The 26,025-nt window shown below is 39.4% G+C and carries 31 protein-coding genes and 1 other annotated feature; of the genes, 4 read left to right on the forward strand and 27 right to left on the reverse strand.

Translation table 11 applies throughout. The features are described from left to right. Nucleotides 1–186 precede the first annotated feature (186 nt). The 15 genes from OCF95_RS02900 to OCF95_RS02970 form a co-directional block, all read right to left on the reverse strand. Nucleotides 187–1,476 (reverse strand): virulence-associated E family protein, encoded by a 1,290-nt coding sequence (locus OCF95_RS02900; protein ID WP_265491910.1) that lies wholly within the window; start codon nt 1,474–1,476, stop codon nt 187–189. A gap of 41 nt (nt 1,477–1,517) precedes the next feature. Then, entirely contained in the window at nt 1,518–2,339 is an 822-nt protein-coding gene (locus tag OCF95_RS02905) for a bifunctional DNA primase/polymerase (protein ID WP_261104859.1), read from the reverse strand. A 15-nt stretch (nt 2,340–2,354) separates the two neighbouring features. Further along, nucleotides 2,355–2,864 (reverse strand): hypothetical protein, encoded by a 510-nt coding sequence (locus tag OCF95_RS02910; protein ID WP_261104860.1) that lies wholly within the window; start codon nt 2,862–2,864, stop codon nt 2,355–2,357. Nucleotides 2,865–2,883: 19 nt separating this feature from the next. Further along, nucleotides 2,884–3,684 (reverse strand): AAA family ATPase, encoded by an 801-nt coding sequence (locus tag OCF95_RS02915; protein WP_315899052.1) that lies wholly within the window; start codon nt 3,682–3,684, stop codon nt 2,884–2,886. Further along, nucleotides 3,685–4,878 (reverse strand): DEAD/DEAH box helicase family protein, encoded by a 1,194-nt coding sequence (locus OCF95_RS02920; RefSeq protein WP_261104862.1) that lies wholly within the window; start codon nt 4,876–4,878, stop codon nt 3,685–3,687. Beyond that, complete coding sequence (locus OCF95_RS02925) at nt 4,841–5,326, reverse strand: hypothetical protein (RefSeq protein ID WP_261104863.1); 486 nt, start codon at nt 5,324–5,326, stop codon at nt 4,841–4,843. The genes OCF95_RS02920 and OCF95_RS02925 overlap by 38 nt, the downstream gene beginning before the upstream one ends. Continuing rightward, the gene (locus OCF95_RS02930; RefSeq protein WP_261104864.1) at nt 5,326–5,685 is read right to left on the reverse strand and encodes a hypothetical protein; all 360 of its coding nucleotides are present in this window, start codon (nt 5,683–5,685) and stop codon (nt 5,326–5,328) included. Before OCF95_RS02930 ends, OCF95_RS02925 begins: the two co-directional genes overlap by 1 nt. After that, a complete protein-coding gene (locus tag OCF95_RS02935) occupies nt 5,685–6,164 on the reverse strand; it encodes a siphovirus Gp157 family protein (protein ID WP_261104865.1) in 480 nt (159 codons plus the stop codon). The genes OCF95_RS02930 and OCF95_RS02935 overlap by 1 nt, the downstream gene beginning before the upstream one ends. Then, the gene (locus OCF95_RS02940; RefSeq protein ID WP_261021658.1) at nt 6,164–6,505 is read right to left on the reverse strand and encodes a hypothetical protein; all 342 of its coding nucleotides are present in this window, start codon (nt 6,503–6,505) and stop codon (nt 6,164–6,166) included. The genes OCF95_RS02935 and OCF95_RS02940 overlap by 1 nt, the downstream gene beginning before the upstream one ends. Before the next feature lie 11 nt (nt 6,506–6,516). Beyond that, nucleotides 6,517–6,744 (reverse strand): hypothetical protein, encoded by a 228-nt coding sequence (locus OCF95_RS02945; RefSeq protein WP_084862829.1) that lies wholly within the window; start codon nt 6,742–6,744, stop codon nt 6,517–6,519. 133 nt (nt 6,745–6,877) lie between these two features. Continuing rightward, nucleotides 6,878–7,069 (reverse strand): hypothetical protein, encoded by a 192-nt coding sequence (locus OCF95_RS02950; RefSeq protein ID WP_261104866.1) that lies wholly within the window; start codon nt 7,067–7,069, stop codon nt 6,878–6,880. Further along, on the reverse strand, nt 7,050–7,376 hold the full coding sequence (locus OCF95_RS02955) for a hypothetical protein (protein ID WP_261104867.1): 327 nt from the start codon (nt 7,374–7,376) through the stop codon (nt 7,050–7,052). The genes OCF95_RS02950 and OCF95_RS02955 overlap by 20 nt, the downstream gene beginning before the upstream one ends. Before the next feature lie 2 nt (nt 7,377–7,378). Next, the gene (locus tag OCF95_RS02960) at nt 7,379–7,690 is read right to left on the reverse strand and encodes an excisionase (RefSeq protein WP_261104868.1); all 312 of its coding nucleotides are present in this window, start codon (nt 7,688–7,690) and stop codon (nt 7,379–7,381) included. A gap of 83 nt (nt 7,691–7,773) precedes the next feature. Then, on the reverse strand, nt 7,774–8,550 hold the full coding sequence (locus OCF95_RS02965; RefSeq protein ID WP_261104869.1) for a phage antirepressor: 777 nt from the start codon (nt 8,548–8,550) through the stop codon (nt 7,774–7,776). A 1-nt stretch (nt 8,551) separates the two neighbouring features. Continuing rightward, on the reverse strand, nt 8,552–8,737 hold the full coding sequence (locus tag OCF95_RS02970) for a helix-turn-helix domain-containing protein (protein ID WP_261082277.1): 186 nt from the start codon (nt 8,735–8,737) through the stop codon (nt 8,552–8,554). Nucleotides 8,738–9,019: 282 nt separating this feature from the next. Between OCF95_RS02970 and OCF95_RS02975 the strand changes: the two genes are divergently transcribed. The 4 genes from OCF95_RS02975 to OCF95_RS02990 all read left to right on the forward strand — a co-directional run bounded on the left by OCF95_RS02975 (nt 9,020) and on the right by OCF95_RS02990 (nt 11,781). Then, nucleotides 9,020–9,388, forward strand: coding sequence for a helix-turn-helix domain-containing protein (locus OCF95_RS02975; protein WP_153223337.1), 369 nt, complete (start codon nt 9,020–9,022; stop codon nt 9,386–9,388). Between the two features lie 8 nt (nt 9,389–9,396). Further along, nucleotides 9,397–10,158 carry an ImmA/IrrE family metallo-endopeptidase gene (locus tag OCF95_RS02980; protein WP_261104870.1) on the forward strand — a complete coding sequence of 254 codons (762 nt, stop codon included), beginning with the start codon at nt 9,397–9,399 and terminating at the stop codon, nt 10,156–10,158. A gap of 94 nt (nt 10,159–10,252) precedes the next feature. Further along, nucleotides 10,253–10,510, forward strand: a complete 258-nt coding sequence (locus tag OCF95_RS02985) for a DUF4177 domain-containing protein (RefSeq protein ID WP_261104871.1) — start codon at nt 10,253–10,255, stop codon at nt 10,508–10,510. 119 nt (nt 10,511–10,629) lie between these two features. Then, nucleotides 10,630–11,781 carry a tyrosine-type recombinase/integrase gene (locus tag OCF95_RS02990; protein ID WP_261104872.1) on the forward strand — a complete coding sequence of 384 codons (1,152 nt, stop codon included), beginning with the start codon at nt 10,630–10,632 and terminating at the stop codon, nt 11,779–11,781. Nucleotides 11,782–11,881: 100 nt separating this feature from the next. Here OCF95_RS02990 and rplL read toward each other — a convergent pair whose 3' ends face one another. The 12 genes from rplL to OCF95_RS03050 all read right to left on the reverse strand — a co-directional run bounded on the left by rplL (nt 11,882) and on the right by OCF95_RS03050 (nt 26,025). Continuing rightward, nucleotides 11,882–12,247 carry a 50S ribosomal protein L7/L12 gene (gene rplL, locus OCF95_RS02995; protein WP_084888469.1) on the reverse strand — a complete coding sequence of 122 codons (366 nt, stop codon included), beginning with the start codon at nt 12,245–12,247 and terminating at the stop codon, nt 11,882–11,884. Nucleotides 12,248–12,323: 76 nt separating this feature from the next. Then, entirely contained in the window at nt 12,324–12,824 is a 501-nt protein-coding gene (gene rplJ / locus OCF95_RS03000; RefSeq protein WP_001287277.1) for a 50S ribosomal protein L10, read from the reverse strand. 38 nt (nt 12,825–12,862) lie between these two features. Further along, nucleotides 12,863–12,998 (reverse strand) — a sequence feature (ribosomal protein L10 leader region). A gap of 76 nt (nt 12,999–13,074) precedes the next feature. Further along, nucleotides 13,075–14,334: a TRZ/ATZ family protein gene (locus OCF95_RS03005; RefSeq protein ID WP_261104873.1), complete on the reverse strand. Its 1,260-nt coding sequence runs from the start codon at nt 14,332–14,334 to the stop codon at nt 13,075–13,077. A gap of 259 nt (nt 14,335–14,593) precedes the next feature. After that, the gene (locus tag OCF95_RS03010) at nt 14,594–16,342 is read right to left on the reverse strand and encodes an ABC transporter ATP-binding protein (RefSeq protein WP_261104874.1); all 1,749 of its coding nucleotides are present in this window, start codon (nt 16,340–16,342) and stop codon (nt 14,594–14,596) included. 1 nt (nt 16,343) lies between these two features. Next, on the reverse strand, nt 16,344–18,068 hold the full coding sequence (locus tag OCF95_RS03015) for an ABC transporter ATP-binding protein (protein WP_261104875.1): 1,725 nt from the start codon (nt 18,066–18,068) through the stop codon (nt 16,344–16,346). A 60-nt stretch (nt 18,069–18,128) separates the two neighbouring features. After that, nucleotides 18,129–19,067, reverse strand: a complete 939-nt coding sequence (msrB, locus tag OCF95_RS03020; RefSeq protein ID WP_261104877.1) for a peptide-methionine (R)-S-oxide reductase MsrB — start codon at nt 19,065–19,067, stop codon at nt 18,129–18,131. A gap of 98 nt (nt 19,068–19,165) precedes the next feature. Then, on the reverse strand, nt 19,166–20,035 hold the full coding sequence (gene thrB, locus OCF95_RS03025; RefSeq protein ID WP_024057159.1) for a homoserine kinase: 870 nt from the start codon (nt 20,033–20,035) through the stop codon (nt 19,166–19,168). A 1-nt stretch (nt 20,036) separates the two neighbouring features. Further along, complete coding sequence (locus OCF95_RS03030) at nt 20,037–21,323, reverse strand: homoserine dehydrogenase (protein WP_261008835.1); 1,287 nt, start codon at nt 21,321–21,323, stop codon at nt 20,037–20,039. 151 nt (nt 21,324–21,474) lie between these two features. Then, complete coding sequence (mecA, locus tag OCF95_RS03035) at nt 21,475–22,212, reverse strand: adaptor protein MecA (RefSeq protein ID WP_050313829.1); 738 nt, start codon at nt 22,210–22,212, stop codon at nt 21,475–21,477. 314 nt (nt 22,213–22,526) lie between these two features. Beyond that, entirely contained in the window at nt 22,527–23,561 is a 1,035-nt protein-coding gene (gene tarQ, locus OCF95_RS03040; RefSeq protein WP_261104878.1) for a teichoic acid biosynthesis protein TarQ, read from the reverse strand. Beyond that, nucleotides 23,554–25,023 (reverse strand): O-antigen polysaccharide polymerase Wzy family protein, encoded by a 1,470-nt coding sequence (locus OCF95_RS03045; RefSeq protein ID WP_033684924.1) that lies wholly within the window; start codon nt 25,021–25,023, stop codon nt 23,554–23,556. The genes tarQ and OCF95_RS03045 overlap by 8 nt, the downstream gene beginning before the upstream one ends. A 15-nt stretch (nt 25,024–25,038) precedes the next feature. After that, nucleotides 25,039–26,025 (reverse strand): glycosyltransferase family 2 protein, encoded by a 987-nt coding sequence (locus tag OCF95_RS03050; protein ID WP_261013986.1) that lies wholly within the window; start codon nt 26,023–26,025, stop codon nt 25,039–25,041.

The following is a 26,025-nucleotide window of genomic DNA, read 5'->3' on the forward strand; positions in this document are numbered from 1 at the left end:
TACTTTTTATAAAATATCGGTTGTATCGGTTGCATTATATAAAAATAGTCTAAAAAAACCAGTAGTATCAAGGGGTTAGGGGTGCAACCGTTCTTTCAATTTATCGGATACATATCGGATACATGCAACCGTTCTTTTTTTAAAGTGTATCCGATGCAACCGATAGAAATCAGAAACGTATCCGATCTAATTTTGTATAATTCTCTTAAAACCTTTTGTATTTTTTCCACCGATTCGAAACTGCCCCTTTTGCCAATCGGGATGATTGTCCATGATCATATTGATTTTAGTCGATAGTTTCTTATCATTTGAATTTCTCATAAATAGGTTATACATGATTTCCCGAGTTGAAACTTTCGATAGTTTTTCAGCGCCAGGTTCAAACTCGCCATTGTTATCAAAATACTTAAAAGTATATTGATGTTGCTGCTGCATGGACCAATTATGCCAATTTCGAGGTACAGGCATATCTAAATATTCAAGTACCTGTAATTCAACTTCATCACGATACATGAACCGCTCTCGATAGATGTTCAGCTCTTCTTCTGTCTTCTTATCAAACATCAAATCAACACCAGTTTTATAGATTGTGACAGCCTCGCCCCAAATCTGCTCAATTGTCTCAGGTTCGATTTCCATCGGATGTTTCTTCTGCTTGCTAGCATCTGCCATCACAGATAAGAACCGTCGTTCCCCTGTCTTATCCTTAAGGTATTCTTTTTGGTTCGTCGTCCTTGCTAAGATGAAGTTCTTAGCGAACTCTTCGGTACGCTTCATGTAAGGCTTACGATAACGTAAGCTTGTTTTTGAGATAAAGGCTTTCGTTTCAGCAAAACTCATGCGATTGCTAGCAACCATTTCATCATCATTGACAATCAACGATTTTAGCATGATGTCATAATTATCTTTGTTCGCAAAATCAGTCACGGCATCGGTATACCAATCACCACCAAGCTTTTGGAGAAGTGAGGTTTTCCCAACGCCTTGACCACCGACTAGGTCTAGAACGTAGTCAAATTTTACGTAAGGATCATAGACTTTAGCAACTGCACCAACTAACCACATTTGAGCGATTTTAGAAATCAAGGGATTATCATCAGCACCGAGATAGACTTGAAGCATTTGGTTAATACGCTCACGACCGTCCCACCTTCCTTCTGCTCGTTCCATGTATTCTAGAACCGGATTGTAGCTTCTTTCTGAGAAGAAAGTCTCCATACCATCCAGCATGGCTTGATTGGTAAAAGCTACGCCCAAAACACTTTCAAAATAAACTTTTATAACTGAGTCAAAATTTGAAGGCAATTCCCCTTTTTTGAAAAGGGTGTTGCCTATTTTGATATCCTTAAGGAGTTCATGTTCTTGTGAAAATTCATTGTGCTTTAAATAAATGCTTAGTTGATCATCCGCCTTAAAGGAAAGTAGCACATTATTGGGGCTGTTCGATTTAATCGCACCTTTATCTGTTAGTATCATCTTGTCTTGTGAATTAATACTTACAACATTACCAATTGCTCTCACCTCCTGTCTTTCTTAATCATACTTTCAATCGTTCGCATCATTTCTTTGTCAGGCAAAGGATTTGGACTATTGACATTCGCTAATCTAGCCAACTGGACAACAACTTCATCATCAACTGCTCTAAACAAGAGACCGCCAACGAATTTGGCTAGTTTGTCATTTCGTCCACCCTCATCACCAAAACCAAGGGCTATGGTTTCGAAGAGTTCGGTTGTTTGTGTCTTCTCTCTGGTTTGGGACCGTCTAGCTAAATCCCTAAGACCGTCTTTTCCATCGTATCTATAGCCGTGAGTTTCACCGTATTGTTTCTTAATCGCTTGGATTAAATCTCTGGAAGGAGTGACGATTGTCCCACCTTCCTTTGATTTTTCTAAATCCCACTCATACTGGCCTTTCTCGGTAGCAGAAGGAGCGACTAAGACATAGTTATTCTCATGAGCCTTGATATCGACACCAGGCAGGAATTTAATCATTTGAGTAATCGGCTCATCGTCCCGCTTAAAGTAGAAAAGATGCTTACCACCACTAGCAGTTTTGGCTTGTAGCGTCGGTTCGATTAAATCCAGATGTTTCCATTTCTTCAACGACTCAAAGCCGTTCTCTTTTCCATGCTTGTCAATATCAACCACAAAGAAATTGGTTGTCCTTAAAGCAATATTGGCATTCGGAAAGCCGTCCCAAAAGGTTTCAATTTCGCTTGCAGTCATAGCAGGTTTATCAGCAAATTCAATCAATGGCATCTTATTTCTAGGATTGATTGGGATAACTGAGAAGCCTAATTTTTGATACTGCAAAGCGCATTCTTTCATTGACGGCATATCTTAACTCCTTACTTAGAATGGCAAACCATCATCCTCGATTTCTTCTACATTTGCAGGCTGCATGGTATCTTCTTCAAGGTCATAGCTACGGAACTCACGACCATCTTTACCTTTAGTTACGGTGATAATCAGATTATAATAAGAACCAACCGCTTTACGTTGAAGCGCCTCTTCCATGCTCTTCCCGTCTACGAAATCATCGGTCATAACCTGGTCACCACTTAATACAATTGTTTTTTGGAAGAATTTAATAGTACGTTGTACTGCCCATTCAAGACTTTTACCTTTCCACTCTGTCAAAGTCCCGAATGTGGCAAATTCAGAACGCCCGATGTGGTCTCCGCCTCGAATTTCGAACTGATAACCCAAATTCTCCCAACCGCTATCTGCCACGTTGAAGGTTGCTTTTTTCAATACTACTGGATAAGTTCCAGCCGGAATAGGATCAGGTCCATTTGCGCTGTCCTTGCGTGGGTCGAAACCTTCTTTTTTGATTGATTTTGCGATATCTAATAAACTCATTTTGTTTCTCCTTTAATTCTTAAAATAATTCTTTAACTGCTGTATCTTCATCTTTCTCTACTTTAGCAGTCGATTCAATTTTTGGTGCTTCTGTTTTCTTAACTCGTGCAGGTTCAACTGCACCACGGATAGTTGTCAAGATTTTTAAAATCTCTTTATCATCGACTTGGTCTGCATAGTAAGTCTTACGTTTGCGGTCAACCTCACGGTTATAATTGCGACCGATTTTTTCAGTATGGATCATCAAGTCCGAATTACCGTTGATAAGGTTGACGTACTTATCTTTCAAACTTGGCTTATCTTTAGTTGCGTTTCCGTTGTCATCATATTCTGAAATCTGACGGCTGATATAAATCACGTTCATCGGTAAGGCTTTCAAATCAATAACCAACTCAGTGACTGCTTGATTAAAGAAATCATACCCTTTGCCGTACGGAACTTCTGACAAGGATTTCAACCTTGGTTTACCAGCTGGTGTCAATTCGTCACAAACTGCAATCTTAATCATTTCAATCACATCATCGATAACATCGACAACGACTGTTTCGTAAGAATGTTTTTGAGTTTGAAGAGCCAAAAGGATTTCTCCCAATTGCTTAATGACTGAGTTCGTGATTTTTCCAGTTTGGTCTTTTTCATTTACTAACTGAATACTTGGTACACTATTTGCTTCAGCATTTCCGTCCGTATTCAAAATGATTGGATTCGGAAACTCATTTGCTAAATAGGACTTGCCACTCATGGTTTCGCCATAAATGAAATAGTTTCGAGGTGTGTCCCGTGGGACTCGAGGTTTGTTTTCTGGTAATTTAAACAAAATTTATACTCCTTTAAAATAAAATTCAATTACATTTACATCATGCTGCTGACGGCTTCCTGTTATCCGCCAAAGCAATTGCCGATAGTCATCATACTCTCCAGAACCTTCTTCGACAGGATCCAGAACAACAATAGTTTGGTATTTGTGTTGCAAGCCGTCTACTCCAACACCCAACACTTGACTGGTAGCAACGACCACTTGATTATCAAGTCTTTCTTGAATATCGCCTGTCCAAATTCCAACATCCGGATGGCGCTCACGAATAACATTCACAATCTGCTTAGACTTGCTGACAATCAGCATATCGTGTGGCGCTCGTTCAATTAGTCCATCTAATTTTAATAGTAGTGGTGTATCAGCGTTGACCGGCTTTAGTTTTGGAAAGTCAACAACAACACCCGTTTGGTTTAAGTAGCGTTCAAAAGTCAACCGTCCAAATGATTGCTTGGCCATTGCCGTATCATTTCCAACTGTTACTAAATTCAACTTTCTAAACTTGGAAAGCTTCTCGGGATTTCCTGGTTCGACTGTCACGGGATAAAACTTTGTTTCAAAGCCGTTATTCTCAACTGCATTTTCGATTTCTTCGATTTCTTCCCAGCGGAAGAAGTTAGGCAAGTTCGAGATATAACTTTCATAATTCCTAAAATCTTCCCACTTCTCTTTTGAATAGCTGAATGGATCATAGACCATTTTCCCATGAATCTTTTGCCAATCAAATTTATTATTGGGGGTCGCCCAACCAAACACTGTCTTTTCAAGTGGGTAGAAATTTTGTCCTTTTTTCCGGATTGGCGTTGCTGAAAGACCTATCGTGTATTTCCGCTTTATTTTGCGATACAAGGCCACTTGTTTATCGGACGACATATTCTGCCACTCATCTATTATCAGTACGTCACAGGCTAATTTATGCCCCTTCTTGAGCTGATTTTGAAGATACCTGTCTGTTTGAATGACAACTTCAACATCTTCATCAAAATTCATAAATTTAACGGCATCAACCCAACCATTTAAGATTGCCAATCTATTGTTTGTGATAATGATTTTTTTAGCTTTCTTATGCTTGGCGATAGCAAGCGCACAGATAGTTTTGCCTCTGCCCCCTAAAGCCTCAAGAAAAATTCCATTTGATAAATGTTCACTTCTCTTTACTGCTTCAGCTTGCCACTTTCTTAACTTTATCGTGATACTCACTCACCACCTTTCCGATGTCTTGGATAACTTCTTCAATATCGTTTCTCATTGCCCAGAACAATCCGAGTCTTGCTGCTGCTCGAATGTCTTGATGATGGCTTTTCTCAAACTTCCAAAGACCCAAGATTTTCAAAAGGTCGTCTGGAATATCTGACTTATAGCCTGCATTGAATTGAAGAATAGCATCTGGATAACAAAGCTGGATATAAGCGATAGTTTCTGCCACGCTATTGTCCTTTGACTTATCGTTGTCTCGTGCTCTAAATTCTTCAACAATCACTACATCGAACTCCAGGCTAGTTCCAATTTCATGGAACCAATCGGCAAAACCTCGCATACCATAAGAAACTGCCCAACTATCGACTAATCTCGCATTGTCTAATAAGACAATCCCTGTTGTTGAAGTTTCAATTTTATTGCTACTTGGGTCAATAGCTAAAATTTTCATCAAACACCAACTTTCTCAGTCAGCACTCCTGGATAAAGGGCAGTGTTAAACCAATTTTGTTTATTTGCTTTTGCAAAAGCAAATAGTGATCTAACTTCTTTTGCTTGCTTCTCGAATTTTCGAATATCTTCTTCCGATTCAAAGATAGGTTTTTCTTTGTATTTAGCGACTGTGACCAGCTTGTACTCTGGAGTGAATACTGGCTTTTCATTTCCTTGATCAAGATTCGTTTCGTCTACTTTCACAAAACGAATCGCAACATCGAATAGAAATCCTTCTGTAACAAGTACTTCAATTGATTTTGGTCCAATCACAACTGCTAGCGAATCTGTTGCTCGTGTTTTGTTTACCAATTCCATTACTTAATCCTCAAACTTCTACTTTCTTGCAAGGTAGCACCCTTGACCTTCTTACCTGCATTCAGCAATTCCTTGATAGCTGTCTTATCCGGAGTTAGTTTCTGCACAAAATATTTCTTAGGTAGCAATTCCTCATCAATAACTACAGATGGTTGATTTTTACCCATGTAAACAGTAAAAAGTAAACCCTTAACTTTTTCATGCCCTGTAATTTCAAATGCTTCTTGCATGCTTTTTTTAAGCCATACAACATCATTATCTAATGATTTATAACGAGCAGTCAGACGATCAATTTCTTCTTTGATTAGCTTTTTGCTAGCTTCTTTATTCTTGATAACCTTAGCAGTATTTTCGACCTTTTCTTCAAACTGCTCAGTCCAATCAATTGATTCTAGTGTGTCAGCTTTTGTTTCTTCGTCTAACCCTTCCGTATCATTTATCCGTTTAAAGGTTCCTGTTAGTTCATAAAGTGTTGCCATTATTTCGTTACCTCTTTCATTAATTTATTAGCTTCTTTGATCAGCAAACGCATAACGTTGCTATCTGTTTCTTTCTCTGCTGCCCTCGTAAGCATATCAACCCACTCACGTCTAGTGTCATTCTTCCAATCAACTAGTTCGATGAGTTCTTCTGTTTTACTAAAGTAAGGTGAGTAGTCTAAAGACTTATCTTCCAAGCGGACGCATCTACCTGCCTTCATATCTTTAGACACATTCGCTCTCACAATACTATTCGTTGTGTTGATAGCCTCAGCCACTTCATCGTATGAGGCATCGGGTTTATTTTTAAAATATTCCCTAATTCGTTCCGCTTGAGTCATTTCTTCTCTCCTTACACGTTCATGTTCACATTTGAACTCGCATCTTCAACCAATGCCTTCAAATCGTTTTGGTATTTATCAATCAGTTGTCTGTTGTTGTTTACGAAATTAGCAACAACCTGTCCAAGAAATTCTTGAGTTGGAATTCCTTTTATATCAGCCAGTAACTTTACAAACTCTTTCTGTTCCTCAGTCACTTCTGCTCTGAGAAATGACTTTCCTTTATGATGTAAATCCATCAGTCATACGCCCTTCCTTTAAATTCATTTTTGATTTCCACGCTCCCACATTTTACGCATTCAAGAGGTAGATAATTATCATACCAATCAAACTCACGTCCACAATCAGCGCACGTACATTTCCATAAGTACATCATTTCCTCCGTAATTTCAGTTGGAAATTCTCTGCTTCTAATCTTTTTCTTAAAGATTGTTCCTGTCGCAATTGTTTCTTGAGATCATCAATTTCATGTTGCATATGCGCCATCATCTCTAGGCCACGCATCTTCTCTCTACGTTTGCAAGTGGATAAATCCCACGCTTGTCTATCCCATACGATTTGCATAGCGTACTCTCCGTGGTTCTGGCAATGCTAGAGGTTCTGGACGCAACCCTTCTGGTCGCTCGTTGTCAAATGTGAAACCTGGAAATGGACGTCTGATGTTCTTGCGGATTTGTTGACATTCAATTTTTCGTCCGATTTCAAGCAATTCATTGCAAGTTCTAATCGCTTGCGTGTCCTGTTCTTCTTGAAGTCGTCTTTCTTCAAGTTCCCGTTGCTCACGTTGGTGTGCTAGGATTCCTGCTCCTAGAAAACCAATGACTAAGGCGCCTGCTCCTAATAGCTGGCTAACTAAAGGTGGTTCAAACATTTTTATACTCCTAACATTTTTTCTTTCTTCATATTCTCAAGCATTTCTGCCAAAGTTTCTTTCTTCGTACGATATCGATTTCTGCTTTTCCATTTAACAAACAATCGAAATCCTTCGTAATCGATAAATACAATCTTATGAGTTGGGTTATCGATGAACTGTTTGAAGTCTGGATGTTCTCGCATTTCACTTGCCCACACTTTTGCAGTTCCAGTAGTTAACCCTTCCCACCTCTGACAAAGATGGCTATAGTCGCCGTGTGTGGCTTTTTCATCCACATCGACTGGCTTATAAGTAATTTCTGCTTTTGGCATGGCATTCCCTTTCTATTTGTGTTATAATTTCATTGAATAATTTTGATTAGCACTTGACTCTCGTTAGGTGCTTTTTTTATGAATTAAGCCACCTCTTTCTTCTCAATCAGCGGCAAAATCCCCTTTTTATTTTTAAGTAGATCATAAAGGAATAAACGACCTTTTTGAGTCCAGTAAGTATGCATCTTGCTATAATCTGCATCAATTGTATGAGTTTTTGACTGAGTGTAACCTTTGCCTGCGTACTTCTGATACAAAAGCCAAGTACTACCTTGCTTGTATTGTACTTTAAGTTCATGCAAGATTTTATTAAGCTTTGTGGCGCTCATCCCGTAATCTTTAGCGATTACTGAAATCGGTACAAGTGATTTATTTTGCAAGACTAAGTCGTAATATGTTGCTTTAGGTTGTAGTTCTTGGATAATTTGATTCTTTTGAGCCACTTCTTCCTGCGCTTTCAAACGCAGTTGTCGTTCTTCTTTTAGCTTCTGAAGTGCTGCGATTGCCATGTCTGGATTCTCAAGCAGATCATCAATAGCGTACAAGCCATGCTTGCGAATAGATTTCAAGATTTCTTTGACTTTTTTCTTGAACTCTTTTGCCAATGGTTTTCGAGATTGCATAAGAACTTCATAGAGTCCGTTCTCTGTTAAGAACCATACCTCTCTATTTTGACCTGCCCTAAGGATTGTTGAGGTCAGCTTTTCATCTTCATCTACTGACTTTAACATTTCCGTAGGATTGCTATGCTCAATCCATTCAGCTACATCCTTTGCGACAAACAATAGTTCATCTGCTGTTCCGTATACTGTGAAGTGTTTACCGAGAACTTCCTGCTCGTTAATAATAGTTAATTCCATGTTATTCCTCCAATAATTGTTCAAGACGAACATTCAAATAATTTGCAATTGAATTTAAAGTAGTCGCTGACGGCGAACTGGTATTCCATTTGCTGATAGTACCGTTACCTAAATCGAGATCTTTTTCAATTCGATAAATCGAAATCCCTTTGTCCAAGGCGATTTGTTTTATTCTGTCATAAATCACATCCAACACCTCCTTCTATTAGAAAATTTTATAAGAAAATAAGCACTAAATGTTGACAAATAATAGAAAATAGTCTATTATTAAGGTATACAAAATACAGCTATATCATAAAAGTTAGATATAACAAAAAATCTTGGCGGATTATTCTATTTGTATTTTACTTTATGTTAGCTGGTCAACTAGCTTACAAAATAAGTATAACTGAAAATTTTCTATTTGTCAACAATTTGATAGAAAATTTTACATTATTTTGTAAAGCCTTATTTTTGGAGGTTTTTACACATGACTATTTTAGATAGAATACGTTCGTTAGCCAATGATAGAAAGGTTACTCTTGCTGAATTGGAAAGGAGTTTAAACTTTAGTAATGGCAGTCTCAGAAAATGGGAAACTTCAACTCCTAGTGGCGATAAAATTGAAAAAATTGCTGATTACTTTAACGTATCAGTTGATTATTTATTGGGCAGAACAAAAAATCCTTACACATCAAATGACGATTTGATGAACACTCAAGAACTTGAAACTCTAATAATGTTTCGAAAAGAAACCGAGGATATGTCCGATGATGAAAAAGAGCGTTTTAACAAAGCACTCTTTAGCATGATGAAAAATGCTCGTGCTCTTGCCAAAGATGATTCTTTCTGGAAGTAGGTGGCTATTTGAAACGATTTACAAGACCCTCAAAAGAAACTTACTTACAATATCACGGAAATGCAAACAGACTACTTATGGATATATCTAACCATTTCAATATCCATATTTCTCAAATCACTTTCGATCTAATCATTGAATTCTTTGAAACTAAGTTTAATATTTTATTTGTCTATTTTGAAGCGGATTTAATGTACAAATGGTTCCCGAATAAAAAACAAGAACTTAAGTATAATTTAACTTCAAATAATTCTCTCTTGTTGGTTGATTTCAGCTTTTGTAATGTTTGTTCTGGAATGACGATTCCTGATTTTCAAAAGAATCGTTTTGTTGTTTATATCAACCAAGATGTGATTAAGGGAAGAGTTATGTTTACAATCCTTCACGAATTAGCCCATATATACTGTCATCTTATGGATTCTGTTTATGATAAAGTCCTGGTTTCTAAGACCTCGTCAAACTATAGCGATTCCTACCCAAGTGAGATTGCCCCATTAGAGGACGAAGCAAATACCATTGCATCAATTTTGTTTCTCAACGATTATAAACTGCTTGAATATATAAATTCTGGGCTGACATTCAAACAACTTATTGATCTCAGTCAAATGTCAAAACCTGCATTACATAATCGTTTGATGAACTTTCTAATGTATAATTGTAGTTGCCAAGAGTATTACGCCCTCAGCATAGTCCAAGGGTACAAAAATGACGAAGACTGGGCTATTTTGACTTTACAACAATTTCAAAGAGAATTACAAGAAATTGCTTAAAATACAAGAGGTAAAAAAACACGACGACATCCGAACTATTAGGGAAGTTGTCAGTGTGTATAGAGAAAAATAAAAAAGAAAGTAGGTAATTACAATGGGAATGTTTAAAGGTCCTAGCACTCTTTCAGTCGCTTCAGAAGCTGAAGATTTACAATATGTTGTCTTACAGGTAACTTTAAAAGAGAAACTTTTTGGTACAGGGTCGCGTAACCTTACAGCCTTAGAAGAGGTTATCAACGAGCAAGCAGCCAAAGGCTATAGACTTCACACAATAAGCACTGCTAGTGGCGGTAGTTCTGGTTTGGTTGGTGGTGACCGTATCCAAGCGACTATGGTATTTGAGAAAATTTAAAAAATCCCCACGCTCTCAAAACTTTGGCGAGTCTGAGCGTGGGGATATCCTGGATAGTAAAAGGCATTAAAAAGCCCTCTTTACTATACCCATTTTATCAAAAAAGTGAGGTAAATACAATGTGGATGGAAGAACTTTCTAACGGAAAATACAAATTTTTTGAACGATATAGAGACCCGTATACCGAGAAGTGGAAACGAGTGTCGGTTACTCTTGATTCTGGCTCAAGCAGGGCAAAGAAAGAAGCTCAGAAACAACTGGACGAGAAAATAGCAGAAAAGCTCCAAAGTCTTACTACTACAGATATGCTTTTTACAGACGTGCTCAACGACTGGTGGGAACTTCATAAAAAGTCAATCAAACCTTCTACCATAAAGACCATGGTCTATTCCGTAGATGAAGTAAAAGAGACTTTTGCGCCTGACGTGAAAATAAAAAATATCACTGCCAAATACACCCAGCAGTACTTTACGGACTCGGAAGAAAATCATATCAAACTCAAAAAGCAAAAGTCAGTACTAAGCATGGTTTTTAAGTATGCGCTTGATATGGAACTAGTAGATAGCAATCCTGTTCAGCGTGTAAGACTTCCTAAAAAGGTTGTTACATACGAAAATATGGAACAGATTGAGGATAAGTTCCTTGAGCAAAGTGAATTAAAAAGGCTTCTTAAAGCGATGAAAAACTACAATCGGGGCTATCACGTTGCTCGTATGGCTGAATTCATGGCGCTGAACGGCTGCCGTGTCGGGGAAGCTGGGGCTCTGAAGTTTGAAAATTATGATAAAGAAAATCGCACTATCACCATCAATGGCACTTTAGATCCAACCAGAAAAGGTTCTGAGGGTATTAAGACCACACCTAAGACCTTATCATCTATCAGAGTAGTTGACCTAACAAAAAAAGAAATTGAAATCATTGAAGAATTCATAGAGTTACATAAACTAAGAAAGAATACAAACCCAAACTATAAAGATATGGGATTTATATTTGTATCAGCCAATGGAATTCCCATTCATAAATCAAGTATCGGCAAGCTCATGAAAAATGCAAACGCCACTTTAAAGAAGCCAATCAACAAACCACTTCACCCACATATACTACGTCATACACTAATCAGTACGCTTGCTGAAAACAATATTCCACTAAAGGCCATCACGCAAAGAGTTGGGCATAAAGATAACGGAAAGACCACAATGGAAATCTATACTCACGTAACCAAGAACATCAAGTCGAAAGTTGTTGATGTACTAGATAAAATTTATAAATAGTTTTGCCCCTTTTTTGCCCCCTGGCACATAAAAATAAAAACCGCTACTCCTAAGAATAGCGGTTTAATCATGTTTTTAAGCTACTAATGTAGTCGCTCTATTATTTAAGAGTAACTGAAGCTCCAGCTTCTTCCAATTTAGCTTTGATTTCTTCAGCTTCTGCAGTTGCAACGCCTTCTTTGATGACACCTGGTGCACCATCAACAAGTTCTTTAGCTTCTTTAAGACCAAGACCAGTGATTTCACGTACAACTTTGATAACGCCGACTTTCTTGTCGCCTGCAGCTGTCAATTCAACGTCAAATGAATCTTTAGCAGCTTCTTCAGCGCCACCAGCAGCAGCTACAGCTACAGGAGCAGCTGCAGTTACACCAAATTCTTCTTCGATAGCTTTTACAAGGTCGTTCAATTCAAGGATTGAAGCTTCTTTAATTTCAGCAATAATGTTTTCAATGTTCAATGCCATTGTTATTTCCTCCAAATAAGTTTTAAAATTAGTTTTTTATTTTTTTCGTAGCTAGGCTACGCTGCGTAGCTTAAGATTAAGCTGCGTCTTCTTTGTTGTCTGCAACCGCTTTGACTGCAAGAGCAACGTTGCGCACTGGCGCTTGAAGTACAGAAAGGAGCATAGAAAGAAGTCCTTCGCGGTTTGGAAGAGTTGCAAGAGCAAGAATCTCTTCTTTAGATGCGACAGCGCCTTCGATTGCACCACCTTTGATTTCAAGTGCTTCAGCGTTTTTAGAAAAGTCGTTCAAGATTTTCGCTGGTGCGATAACATCTTCGTTAGAAAATGCTACTGCAGATGGTCCAACAAATACAGATGCAAGATCTTCAAGACCAGCTTTTTCAGCTGCACGACGCAAGATTGAGTTTTTAATAACTTTATACTCAACTTCGCTTCCACGAAGCTCACGACGAAGAACTGTATCTTGCTCAACTGTCAAACCACGAGCGTCTACAACGACGATAGATGCAGCAGCTTTCATTTTTTCAGCTACTACGTCAACTAGTTCCGCTTTTTTAGCAATAATTGCTTCACTCATTAGTGTGTTCACCTCCGTTATTATTTTGCTTGGGGAATTTTTCCAAAAGAAAAACGCGCCCAAACCTAGACACGAAAGTACAATACGCTTCTTTTTACATGATACGTTTTGTCCTCGGTAGGATACTTATGAGTCGAGCTCCCCTACTGTCTTAGGCAGTTTTTTCAAACCGTATATAAGTATAGCATAGTAAAAAAAAGAATGCAAGATTTTTGCAAACTTTTTTTAAAATTTTTTCGTGATTTTTCTTTTAAAATTCTACTGTTAGGACTTGACCTTGCTTAACAACCTGTTCTCCGTCAATATAGACATCATCTACATCACTGGACTTGACAGCATAGACTAGGTGAGAGAGCATATTTTCTTGGGGTTGGAGATGAATTTTCTCTTGTGGTTGAATAACGAGAAAATCTGCCTGCTTGCCGACTTCCAAACTTCCTATCTGATGTTCCATCCCTAGGACCTTAGCCCCTTCGATTGTTAGTGCCTTGAGGGCTGTTTCGATCGGAAATTGGCTGGCATCCCCACTTTTCATCTTCTGAAGAAGGGCTGCAGTCCGTCCTTCCTCAAACATATCTAGATTGTTATTGGAAGCAACCGAATCTGTCGCAATTCCTACTGCCACTCTTGCTTTTTGGAGTTGGATAATTGGAGCAATTCCTGATGCCAGTTTGAGGTTGCTGATAGGATTGTGCGCAATAGACACTTGAGAGGTTGCCAAGCGTTCAATTTCTCTCTCGTTTAGTTCGACCCCATGAGCAAAGACAGAAGGATGATCTAAGTAACCCAATTCTTCTAGAAAGGCGAGAGGGCGTTTGCCGTAGCGTTTCAGGATAATGCCTGATTCCTCCTTGGTCTCCGCCACATGGATATGGATTGGAATAGCAAGCTCTTTCGCCACTTCTAAGCTCGCTTGCAGCAAGTCTTGATTACAACTGTATGGAGAGTGAGGGGCTACCATAACCTTGAAATTTGGATTTTTATATTCTAAGATTTTCTCTATGATGAATCGAGTTCTGCTTATAGTTTCATCAGTTGTCTCCGCCTCAGAAGAAAAGAGGGTAGGTGAGAAATAACAACGCATCTTGGAATCTTTCACTGCCTGATAAATCTGATCAATATCCACACCATTGGGATTATACATATCGTTGAAGGTTGTTGTTCCCGACTGGAGCATCTCTATCATAGCTTCTTTAACCGCTCTTGTAGTCATGTCGGGAGTAAATCCTGCTTCTGCAGGCCAGATATAATCATTGAGCCATTCATGAAGATTGCTATCATCTCGAATTCCTCTCAATCCTGTCATAGCAGAATGGGTGTGACAATTAACCAAACCAGGCATAATCCAGGCTCCCTGATAGTCTATAATCTGTTCAGCTTGCTCTAAAATCTCTGACTTCTCTTGACCGACATAGACGATTTGAGAATCCTTAACGGCTAAGATTCCATCTAGATAGACATGGAAATCTTGATCACAAGTCACGATATTTACATGCTGATAGACTTTCATTCTAGGCTCCTTTTCTAAAAGACAATTTATACTCAAATTCAAACCACTTCAGATTCACCTTGCCGTAGATATATGGTTACTGACTTCGTCAGTCTTATCTACAACCTCAAAGCAGTGCTTTGAGCAACCTGCGACTAACTTCCTAGTTTGTTCTTTGATTTTCATTGAGTATTACAGTGAATAATTTTTCTAGCTATTGTAACAAAAAAGTCACCCAAAGGCAACTTTTTTCGTCCATAAACTTTCAAAAGAGAATGGCTTATTCCGAGCTGAAAGCTGCAGCTTGCTGCATTTGGTAATACTTGCCCTTTCGAGCCATGAGTTCCTGATGATTGCCATACTCCACGATGTCACCATCCACCAAGACAAGGATTAAATCTGCATCCTGAATGGTTGACAAGCGGTGGGCGATGATAAAACTTGTGCGCCCCTTCATGAGTTTAGCAAAGGCATCCTGAACTAGCACTTCTGCCCGTGTATCGATGGAAGAAGTCGCCTCGTCTAAGATAAGAATCTTTGGAATAGCCAGAAAGACTCGGGCAATGGTCAAGAGCTGGACTTGACCAACAGAAAGAGATTCTCCAGCATTTTCCAACTTGGTATCATAGCCTTGAGGTAACTGTTGGATGAAAAAGTCTGCATTGGCTGCTTTGGCAGCAGCAATCACCTGCTCCCGACTGCCTTCAGGATTTCCAAAGGCAATATTGTCATGAATGGTTCCTTGCTTGAGCCAGGTTTCTTGGAGCACCATACCAAACTGCTGGCGTAAAGAGGCACGACTATAGTCATAAATGGATTTCCCATCCAGCAAGATATCTCCCGAGTTAATGGGATAAAAACGCATGAGGAGATTAATAAGGGTTGATTTTCCAGCACCCGTCGGACCAACAATAGCAACCTTGCTACCAGCTGGAATATCAATAGATAAATCCTTAATCAAAATCTTTTCAGGATTGTAGCCAAAAGAGACATGTTTAAAGGAAATAGCTCCCTTAACTTGGTCACTAGTCAAGACTTCCTTACCTGTTTCAGCTAGCTCAGTGCTATCTAAGACAGCATATACACGCTCTGCGCAAGCGAGAGCACTTTGCAACTCGGCTAAAACAGAAGAAATATCATTAAATGGCTTGGTATACTGCTGAACATAGTTCAAAAAAGTCACTAAACGCCCAATGGTCAAGGTGGATCCCATCATGATACGATAAGCACCCACTCCAGCTAAAAGAGCATAAATGAGTGCATTGACAAAGCGAGTCGAAGGATTGACCGTTGATGAATAAAAGATGGCTGACTGCGAATAGCCTGCATAGTTGTCATGAGCCTCACGCAGTCTTCGGATAAACTCTGCCTGAGCATTAAAGGACTGGATAATAGTCTGCTGGCTAAGAGATTCTTCAATCAACTGAGTCTGAATTCCCCTCGTCTCCGTTTGCTTCTGGAAGAGATGATAGGAGCGTTTGGCAATAAAGCGTGAAATCACCATGGAAAGTGGCGTCAACAGCAAGACTAAGAGTGTCATGAGGAGATGAATTTGGAGCATGGCTAGAATACTAACCAAAATCATCAAGACACCAATGAAAAATTGGTTAAAAATCATTGTCAAGCCAGCTGCCAACTGTTCGATGTCCGTGGTTACACGACTGACCATTTCTCCACTTCCTTGTCGATCCACAAAGGCAATCGGTAACCGATGGAGCTTATGGATGATTTGCTCTCGCAAGTCTCTGGTATAAGAGAAGATTAGACGATTATAGAGGAGAGGATTAACCCACTGCACAAGGGTATTTCCTATGACCACCAAGATCATTTGGAGAAAAATCTGCCAAAAAACTGGTGAAGAACCAGCCACCATGACTTGGTCAATGACCTGACCAATCAAGATAGGAAGATAAATTGATAAGCCAACTTGGGCAATAGTTCCTAGGAAGGCTAGGAAAAGGAGGAAGGGATGGCTTGCTAAATCTTTTGCCAAACGTTTGAGAGTCTGGTTTGCAGTTTGTCGTCTCATGCTAGCCCTCCTTTCCATGTTGGGATGCATTGATTTCACGATAGACTTGACTAGTCTTAATCAAGTCCTCATGCTTGCCAATAGCTAATAGATCACCTTTTTCTAAGAGGAGAATCTGGTCAGCCATCTGGAGTGTCGAAGTCCGTTGAGAAATCAAAATTAAGCTCATATTTGGCAGGTTTTCTCGGATAGCTTTCAATAGCTTGGACTCGGTGATGGTATCCAGTGCCGAGGTCGCATCATCTAGGATGAGAAATGTAGCTTGGCGCAAGACTGCGCGAGTAATAGACAGCCTTTGTTTTTGACCGCCCGAGAAATTTCGCCCTCCTGCCTCAACTAGGGCATCCAAGAGTCCTTCCTTTTCACTGACAAAATCCTTAGCTTGCGCAATTTCCAAGGCCTGCCAGAGTTCTTGGTCAGTTACTTCTTGATCTAAACCTAGAGTCAAGTTGAAACGAATGGTTCCTTTAAAGAGTTCGACCTTTTGGGGCACATAGGCAATCCAAGACCGCCACTGCTCAAGATTACGAGGACTAGATCCATCTCGATAAAGGTCTATGCTCCCCTTGTCTGGTGGATAAAGTCCAAGGATGAGTTGTACTAAGCTTGATTTACCAGAACCTGTTCCCCCAATGATACCAAGGATTTGCCCTTGCTGCATATCAAAGGAAATGTCTCTCAGAGAAGGCTGGGCCGCATCAGGATAGGTAAAGGTCAGTTCTTGAACTTGTAAAACCTGATTACTGGTAGCTTGCTTTTGTTCTAATTCTGAATGGATGTCTTCTGGAGCTTCGGCAAAGACTTCCTCAATTCGCTTAGCTGAGATATAGGACTGGTTGAGAGAATTTATCAGCATGGCTAGCTTGACCAATTCCACCAAAATCTGTAGGAGATAGTTGATAAGGGCAATGAGAGCACCTTGACTGATCAATCCTCCTTGAATTGAAATATATCCCTGCCAGATAATAACGAGGAGAGTTCCATTAACAATCAGATAGGTCAGAGGTGTTAATAAGCTAGACCAGAAACCTGTTTTTTCTTGCAATCTGGCATAAACTTGGTTAAGGGTCTGAAAAATCTGTAACTCTCGTTTTTCTTGTCCAAAAGCCCGAATAACCCGCATCCCTTGTAATTGCTGGCGCGTTTCTTGAACCAGTTGGTCCATTTTCTTTCTAAGACTACTGTAGAGAGGATTAACCAGTCTAGAGAGCCCTACAATAACAATGGTCAAAATGACAACCATGACCAAGAACCAGAAAGTCAGCTCAGCTGAGATTCGATAAGCCATAAAAATGGCACCAAAAACGATAATAGGCGCTCGTAAAAAGAGACGCAGGAATTGATTGATACCAGTCTGAATCTGGTAAGTATCCGAAATCAAGCGAGTGACCAAGCTAGAAGTGGTCAAACGATCTCTGCTGTCCTTGGGCAAGGAAAGAATATGGCGATAGAGGTCACCTGTCAATTCTTTGGCAAATCCAACCGCAGCCTTAGCTGAGTAGAACTGGGCTATTAAGGCTACTACCACACCAATCACTGCAAAGATAAGGAGCAGCCCAATCTGCATCCAGAGATGTCCTTGATTTCTCTGGGGCAAGGATTGGTCAACAATCCCAGCAATCACCATGGGAACCAAGAGCTCAAACACAGCTTCTAGTAACTTGAACAAGGGTGCTAAAATTGATTCCTTGATGTAGGGTTTAAAGTAAGATAATAGGTGTTTCATAAATCCCTTCTATTCGTATTCTGGAAATGAAGAAAGTGGGAAGCACCCACCCTCTCTGTTTTATTTGTTTAAGTATGGCAGTAGATAGCCATATCCTGCTTTTTCCATCTCATCCTTGGCCACAAAGCGCAAGGAAGCAGAATTGATACAGTAACGGAGGCCACCAAACTCACGCGGTCCATCTGTGAAAACATGGCCCAAGTGAGCATTCCCCGACCGAGAACGAACCTCAATTCGCTCCATTCCATGACTGAGATCCTTGTAATAATGAATCAATTCCTTGGAAATCGGACGGCTAAAACTTGGCCAACCACATCCTGAGGCAAACTTATCCTTGGCAAAAAAGAGTGGCTCACCTGTCGTGATATCTACATAAATTCCTTCTTCAAAGGTTTGGTCATAGGCATTGGTAAATGGAGCCTCTGTAGCAGCTTCTTGGGTAACACGATAGGACTCTTCAGATAAACTGCCCTTTAACACTTCTTGACTAGGCTTTTCATAGTTAGAGGCATCAATCAATGGCTTATCAGCATCGGTCACATCGATATGACAGTAACCTGAAGGATTCTTCTTAAGATAGTCTTGGTGGTAATCTTCAGCTAAAATATAGTGGCGAAGTTTCTCCACCTCTACTGCAATCTTTCGCCCAAGCATGCGCTCCTGCTCCTGCACCACTGTGTAGATAGCTGGCAAGTCTGCTTCATCCTGGTAATAAATCCCCGTTCGATATTGGCGACCACGGTCATTCCCTTGTTGATTGATGGATAAAGGGTCGATGACACGGAAATAATAAAGTAAAATCTCTCTGAGTGACACTGCCTTCTCATCGTAAATCACTTGAACCGTTTCTGCATGGTCTGTTTCCTTGAGCAACTGGTAATTGGTCGTTTCGAATTGACCATTAGCGTAGCCAACACTGGTTGTTAGCACTCCAGAAATTCGTGAAAAATATTCCTCTAGACCCCAAAAACAACCACCTGCTAGATAAATTTCTGCCATCTTTATTTCTCCTTTATCAAGTTTTTAACTCGAATTCTTTTCAAAAAAAGGATAGGAAGCCCTTTGGTCGAGAGTTTCCCCATCCTATCTTCTATTCTTTATTTTGCTTCGACACGGACACCTTGGGTATCAACTTTCAAGTCATGAAGTTTTCCTTTGAAAGGTTGCTTTTCCAATTCTGCCTTAATCGTTGGCATCTTGTCATGAGAAGCCAAGACCATAACTGTCGGCCCAGCACCAGAGAGGTAGGTTGCATAGGCACCATTCTCTTTGGCTACTTGCTTAATCGTTGCAAATTCTCTCACCAAGTCCTGACGATAGCGCTCGTGGAAGAGGTCGCCCTCGATTGCTTGCCCAGCGGTCACCATGTCTCCTGCCAACAAGGCTGCAACCGCCACATTGGCGATAGAACTAGCCGCAACAGCTTCCTTGTAAGACAATTTCTTAGGCAAGACGCCACGGCTGTCTCGAGTACGCAATTCATAGTTTGGAATGTAGGCTAGGAAATCACACTCTGGGAAGTCTGCTACGATAGCAGAAACTTGTCCATCAACAGAGCTTGCAATAACGAGATTACCATAAATGGCTGGAGCCACATTGTCAGGATGGCCTTCAATCTTAGTCGCCAACTGCAATTTTTCATGGTCTGACAAGTTGAGTTGCCCCAATTGGTTGGCTAGTTCAATCCCAGCAACAATAACCGAGCTGGAAGAACCCAAACCACGCGCCAAGGGAACATCACTGGTCATTTTCAAACGTCTTGGTTGTAAATCTGGTACAATTTGCAAAGCGATTTTGAGCAAGAGATTGCGCTCGTCATGTGGAATCCATTTGCCAATCTGGTGTTCAATCAACCACTCATCTCGTTCTTCACAGACCTCTATTTGAAGATACTTGGTTACAGCTACACCGACCGAGTCAAAACCTGGCCCGATATTGGCACTGGTTGCAGGTACAATAATCTTCATCTTATTCTCCTAGCACCTTGAAGGTATTCAAGAGGTCAAATTCTGAAACCTTCTTCAATTCAGCTGAGACATTTTCAAGCTGGGCTTTATTAATCTTGTGTGTGATGATCACAACACGCGCCTTGTCACCATCTTTTCCATCTTGGAGAATTTGCTTGAAGGAAATATCTTGGGCATTAAAGATTTCAGCCAATTTCAAGACCTGACCTTTTGAGTCTGGAGCCAAGATTGAGAAGTAGTAATTAGCTTTGACATCTTCAGGGTTTGCCAATACCAAGTCACGGCTGTATTCGTTGAAATCTTTGCCAATGGTACCATCATTCAAGCGACGAACGATACGGACAATATCCGCCACAACACTTGTTGCAGTTGGTTTTTGACCAGCACCTGGTCCGTAGTACATAGACTCACCAATACCGATAGATTCTACAAAGACAGCGTTCATTACGCCATTCACACTGGCAAGTGGATGCGCTTTAGGAAGGAAGGTTGGAGTCACTTCTGCAGCGATTCCTGAAGGAGTTTCCTCGATAGAACCAACCAATTTCACTACATAGCCAAGGTCTTGAGCCACAGCTACATCTTCTGGTGTGATGTTGCGGATTCCCTTGTGGGCCACATCGTCAAAGGCAACCTTCATGCCAAAGGCAAATTGGCTCAAAATCACCATCTTGTAGGCTGCATCAATCCCATCTACGTCATTTGTAGGGTCACTTTCTGCAAAACCTAGTCTTTGTGCTTCCGCAAGAGCATCATCGTAAGACCAGCCTTCTTCGACCATCTTGGTCATCATGAAGTTGGACGTTCCGTTGACTACTCCAAGCACACGCGTAATTTTATCAGAAGCCAAGGAATTTGCCAAAGTACGAAGAATTGGAATCCCACCAGCTACTGCTGCTTCATAGTAAAGTGCTACCTTGTTAGCTTTAGCGATTTCTAACAATTCTGCACCATGGACAGCCAAAAGGTCCTTGTTAGCAGTCACAACGTGTTTCCCAGCTTCCAAGGCACGAGTGATAAAGGTTTTAGCAGGTTCGATACGCCCCATCAATTCCACTACGATCGTAATGTCTTGATCTGACAAAATGTCATCCACATTGGTTACAAAGTTAAAGTCATTCCCTGCTGCAAGCAAGCGATTCTTTTCATCTTCATCCTTGACCAATACCTTAGCAACTTCAATCTCTGAATGTGCTGATTGATTGATTTTTTCTCCATTTTCCTTTAGGAGGAAAGGCACACCACTTGCAACGGTACCAAATCCTAGTAAAGCAATTTTAACTGTCATGTTTGTCTCCTCGAAATTTTCTAATATAGCCATTATAACAGAATTTTGTGAAAATTCCTATTATAGTAAATCACTATTTCAATCTAGAAAAGAAAAAACGAATCAGACGATTCGCTCTTCTCAAAATCTAGAAATAGCTTTCCAAAAAGGATTATCCAATCTTTTGCAGATTTAGCACTGCATCGTGATTCATCAAGACTTGACCATACTCTTGCAAGACTGAACGACTGATGTCACTATCGTCTGCAAACTCGCGCATACGGGCCAACAGCCAAGCTGGATATGGACTTGGATGATTTTCAATATCCACTAAAATGGTCAAATAATAGCGCTCATTCATCTTGTAGAGTTCAGAAGTTTCCATCTCAAAAGTCACTGTCTTGGCAAAAGCCACCAAGTCAGCCAACTTAGCAAAAGAAAGGATGTAATAGATGTAAGGCTCTTTCTTGCTCTCAGCTTCTTGTTCAGCCTGTTCCTGCTCTTCTTCCTTGGCTTCGACTTGCTCTAGAGATTGAATCGCTTCGATATCATCCTTAGTTTTGTCTGCGATGCTTTTTTCCAAGGTTTTGATAAATTCATCTGGCGACATTTGAGCCAATTCTTCCATGTCTGGCAAATCCGATAAGTCTTCAAAATCTAGATTTTGGTCAATCTTTGATTTGGTTACAAAGACATCGACCTTATCAGGTTTTGGAGTCACACGGAAGCTCAACATACCTGTATCTAGGAAGCTATCAGGCATCTCTAACTCATCCAAGATGGCATAAAAGAACTCTTCTGTTTTTTCTTGAGGAACGAGAAAGTCAGCAATCTCCATTCCTCGATCCATCAAATCTTCTAAAGACATCGTGATTTTTAAAGTTGTATCACTGATTTGTTTCATTTTCATTGCTAGTAACCTCATACTTTCAGTTCTATCTATTATACTAGATTTTTACGATTTTATCAAAAGAAGGCTCCTCTGTCGGGATAGATTTTCCATAGGGTAACTTCTGTAGAAGACTCTAATACTCTTCGAAAATCTCTTCAAACCACGTCAGCTTTATCTACAACCTCAAAGTCGTTATTTGAGCAACCTGCGGCTAGCTTCCTAGTTTACTTTTTGATTTTCATTGAGTATAAGAGAAAATTTCTGCAAACAAATAGAAAAAGCCTCCAAAATCGGCTCTTGTCCGACTTTGAAGACCTAATACATCAGAAAGCTTATAGTTTAAAGGTTGCTACACCAAGGATAGAACGATTTAAGTTTCTAAGAATTTGAAGACTTTGTTCAAATTTCTTATAACGAGTCACTCCGTATTCTTCAACAAGAAGGACTGTATCTCTTTCTAAAAGAGATGGTACATCTTGTAAATCTACAAAATACATTCCTTTCAAAGTCTCTTGATTTTGTTTTAATTTATCTAGAATAGCTTTGTTTGAGCTAACGATAGTCAATTCTTGTCCAGCATTTTTGTATGATAGAATATCTGCTAGATTAGCAATTGTTGTAATCTCTGTTACAAAATCAATTTGATATTGAGAAAAATCACCTGCTCTATTGATTGTTGGATTAAAGAGATAAACTAATACATTTCCCATCACAACCAAAATCACACAAACTACTCCAATAACAGCTAGACGAAGAATCAGATTCTTGACGTTTAATCCAAGCGCTGTCTCACCATTTGCATTCAATTCTTTAGAGTTGATGGTTTCCAATTTTTCAATTTTCACATTTGCATAAGTGTGTTTAAATTTCTCAATCAATCCATCAATTTTTCGCTCTAACAAGTCGTTGGCATTTTTACTTGGTGTCAAAATTTTCACACCAACCCCTGCATCGTCAATCATATAGTAGACAGTCAGTTTTTTCCACCAATAGTCACTTGTAGAATTTTTCAAGGTTGTTTCTGTCGTATCTAATTCACTGGCAATTTTTTTCAACTCACTAGGCTCTACATCATTGAAAAGATAAGCTCCATTCAAATTCCCATCAATCAATTTCCCGTAGAAATCACTATAACCACCAATTTGATGATTCAAAATCGTTTTAGCTGAATCTTCTGGAGGGGTGATTTTATAGCTGATATAAGTTGAATAACTTGTTGTGTCTTTGACAGTATTTTTATTCTTAACTGCTTTAATTGTAAATGGTACAGCAATGAGAGCAAATAAAGCGATAAGAGCTAGAATATTTGCTTTTCGTTTTTTGTATAGATTTGCAAACAAATCAGCTACTGAATAATGTTCAAACATGATTTTTTTCTCCTTTGTTTAGTAGATACTGGTTTTCCTTTGTAAGCATTTTCGCTACAAATATAATCACAAGAACAATTCCCCAGAATTGCATTGTAAATAAATTGAAGAAACTTTCTGAAAAACTACTTCTTGGCATAAAGAATAGATTATTCAAGATAAGTAGGGACAAGGCAAATAGGATTGTTCTTGAACGATAGGCTACTTGCAGCATGGCTATGAATAACATACCTAGCAAGAGACTAAGTAGAAAGACTCCTATCATACCATAGTCGGTATACAACTCCATAATATAGCTACTTCCGATACCATGTCCTTTCAAGTATTCCTTGTTTAAGACAAGATAGGATAGATTGTGGGCATAACTATTACTATCAATAGCTAGTTCCACACTATTGGTTGTATGCTCAAAGGCTTTTCCTCCGAAAATAGCCCCTAAACTTCCCCTTGCAAAATAATCAATAACAGGACCAAAAGTAAAATTGCGTAAATCTCGGTAAGGGAGGCTACTGTTAAATAGAAAGCCTCGAGCCAAAACACCAAAACTGGTTCCTTGTTTATAGATAAAGTCAAGTAAGATATCCCAGAAACCTGTATGGGAAACTTGGACATTATCCCGTACATAATTGAGTATTCCCATCGCTAACATGAGAATAGGAGAACCTACAAAAATCGCTAACTTTTCTTTAAATCCAATCCATTTTCCCTTTTCTGTTTGCTCTCGCATAAAGTAATAAACGAAAGCAAATAGAATACTTAAAATAAAGGGATTGCGTGTCCCGATTGCCAAATGAATAGTATTAGCTGCAATAAAGGAGACAAGCACTGCTGTTGCCTGCAATTTCTTTGGCTTGGTTGCCAAATACATACACATTGCATAGACCGTAAATGTTGATAAGATATAGGTAAAATAAGGTAGTTTACTTTCAAAGTTTGCATAGTAGGCATAGTAGGAAGTCTGCAAGCGATACAGGAGCCGTTCAAATAACCGAATGAAATAGAAAGGATAGGTTAGAAGAAAAACTCCTAGCGATACAAAGCGCAACCGCTTGATGTAAACATCTTTTAGAGAACTTCCTATCTTGGGTACTTTTATTTGCTTTCTAGCTATAAAATAGCGAGCTAGGAGCCCCCCTGTGGTCAATCCCAATATCGAAACCATGACGACTATAAAGGCAAAACGATAGGCTATGGGATGATAGGTATCCAAAGCACCATCCCTAAAATAATCAATGGTCGGCCTTGATACCAGAAATACAAAAATAGTTAAAAAGAAAATAAAATGGATTAAGTAATACTTGATATCATTCCAACAAGCAATTAAGCTACTAACCAGTAAGAACAATAAAGTAGAAAGCAAGCTAACATTGTTATTATTAAACAGATACACAATTCCACTTACTAGCGTCAAGGCATAGCTGACTATGGTCAAACTAAATAATAATCGTTTCCCATCAATCACTTGCTCACCCCCGTTCTAATGTAATTTTTTAGATTTTTCAATATTTTTCAGTAATAAGAATCGGTATAAGGAAATATTTATGAATAGAGCCAAAGCACTAATTCTTCTCCCCTTACGGAAAATTGGATTCCTAACAATAGTAAAGGCATGGCCTTTTAAAAAACGATGAATTTGAGAATAGGCTTTAAACTGTTTATACTGATCATCTAGCAACATCTTATCCAGAATAAAGAAGTGGGCATAAGCCAATCTGAAAAAAGCAACCTCTTTCAAATCCGGATAGTTTTTCACAACTTCATTGTAAAACTTTTGGTAGATATCAATATAGGCTAAATCCTTATCTGCATAGGGTTTAGTCGTAATACTATCCCCTCTATGGAAATAGTAATAATAGGGTTTGGTATTAACAACGTACTTCTTGGCCAACTTGATTAAATCAAAATGATAATAAGCATCTTCATAAATCAATCCCTTTGGAAAGGATAGGGCAGTTGCAATCTCTCTCTTGATTAGCTTATTGCAGATCGTTCCAGGTATTTTTTCACCTATGAGGTATTCCCTCAGAAATGTTTGAGAATCACAGACAAAATAGTCATCCTGATTGGCTGACTGTGGGCTTTCATCATTAGCATAGACATTCATGACACCACAGCTCGAAACATCCGCATCTTCTTGAATTAATTGCTCATATAAGCTCTGAATCATTTCTGGATGGATATAATCATCTGAGTCAATGAAAATCAGATAATCTCCGTGAGCCTGCTTCATTCCATCGTTTCGTGCTTGCGACAAACCTTCGTTCTTTTTATGAAGCACTGACACCCTATCATCTTGTTCAGCGATTGAATCACACAAGCGACCACTTTCATCCGTTGCTCCATCATCAACAAGAATGATTTCCAGATTCTGATAGGTCTGCTTCTGAATGGAAGCTATCGATTTTTCTAGGTACTGCGCCACATTATAGACTGGCACAATCACACTGATTAATGCAGTTTCCAT

Source organism: Streptococcus mitis (genome assembly GCF_946188615.1).
Taxonomy (GTDB): domain Bacteria; phylum Bacillota; class Bacilli; order Lactobacillales; family Streptococcaceae; genus Streptococcus; species Streptococcus mitis_BZ.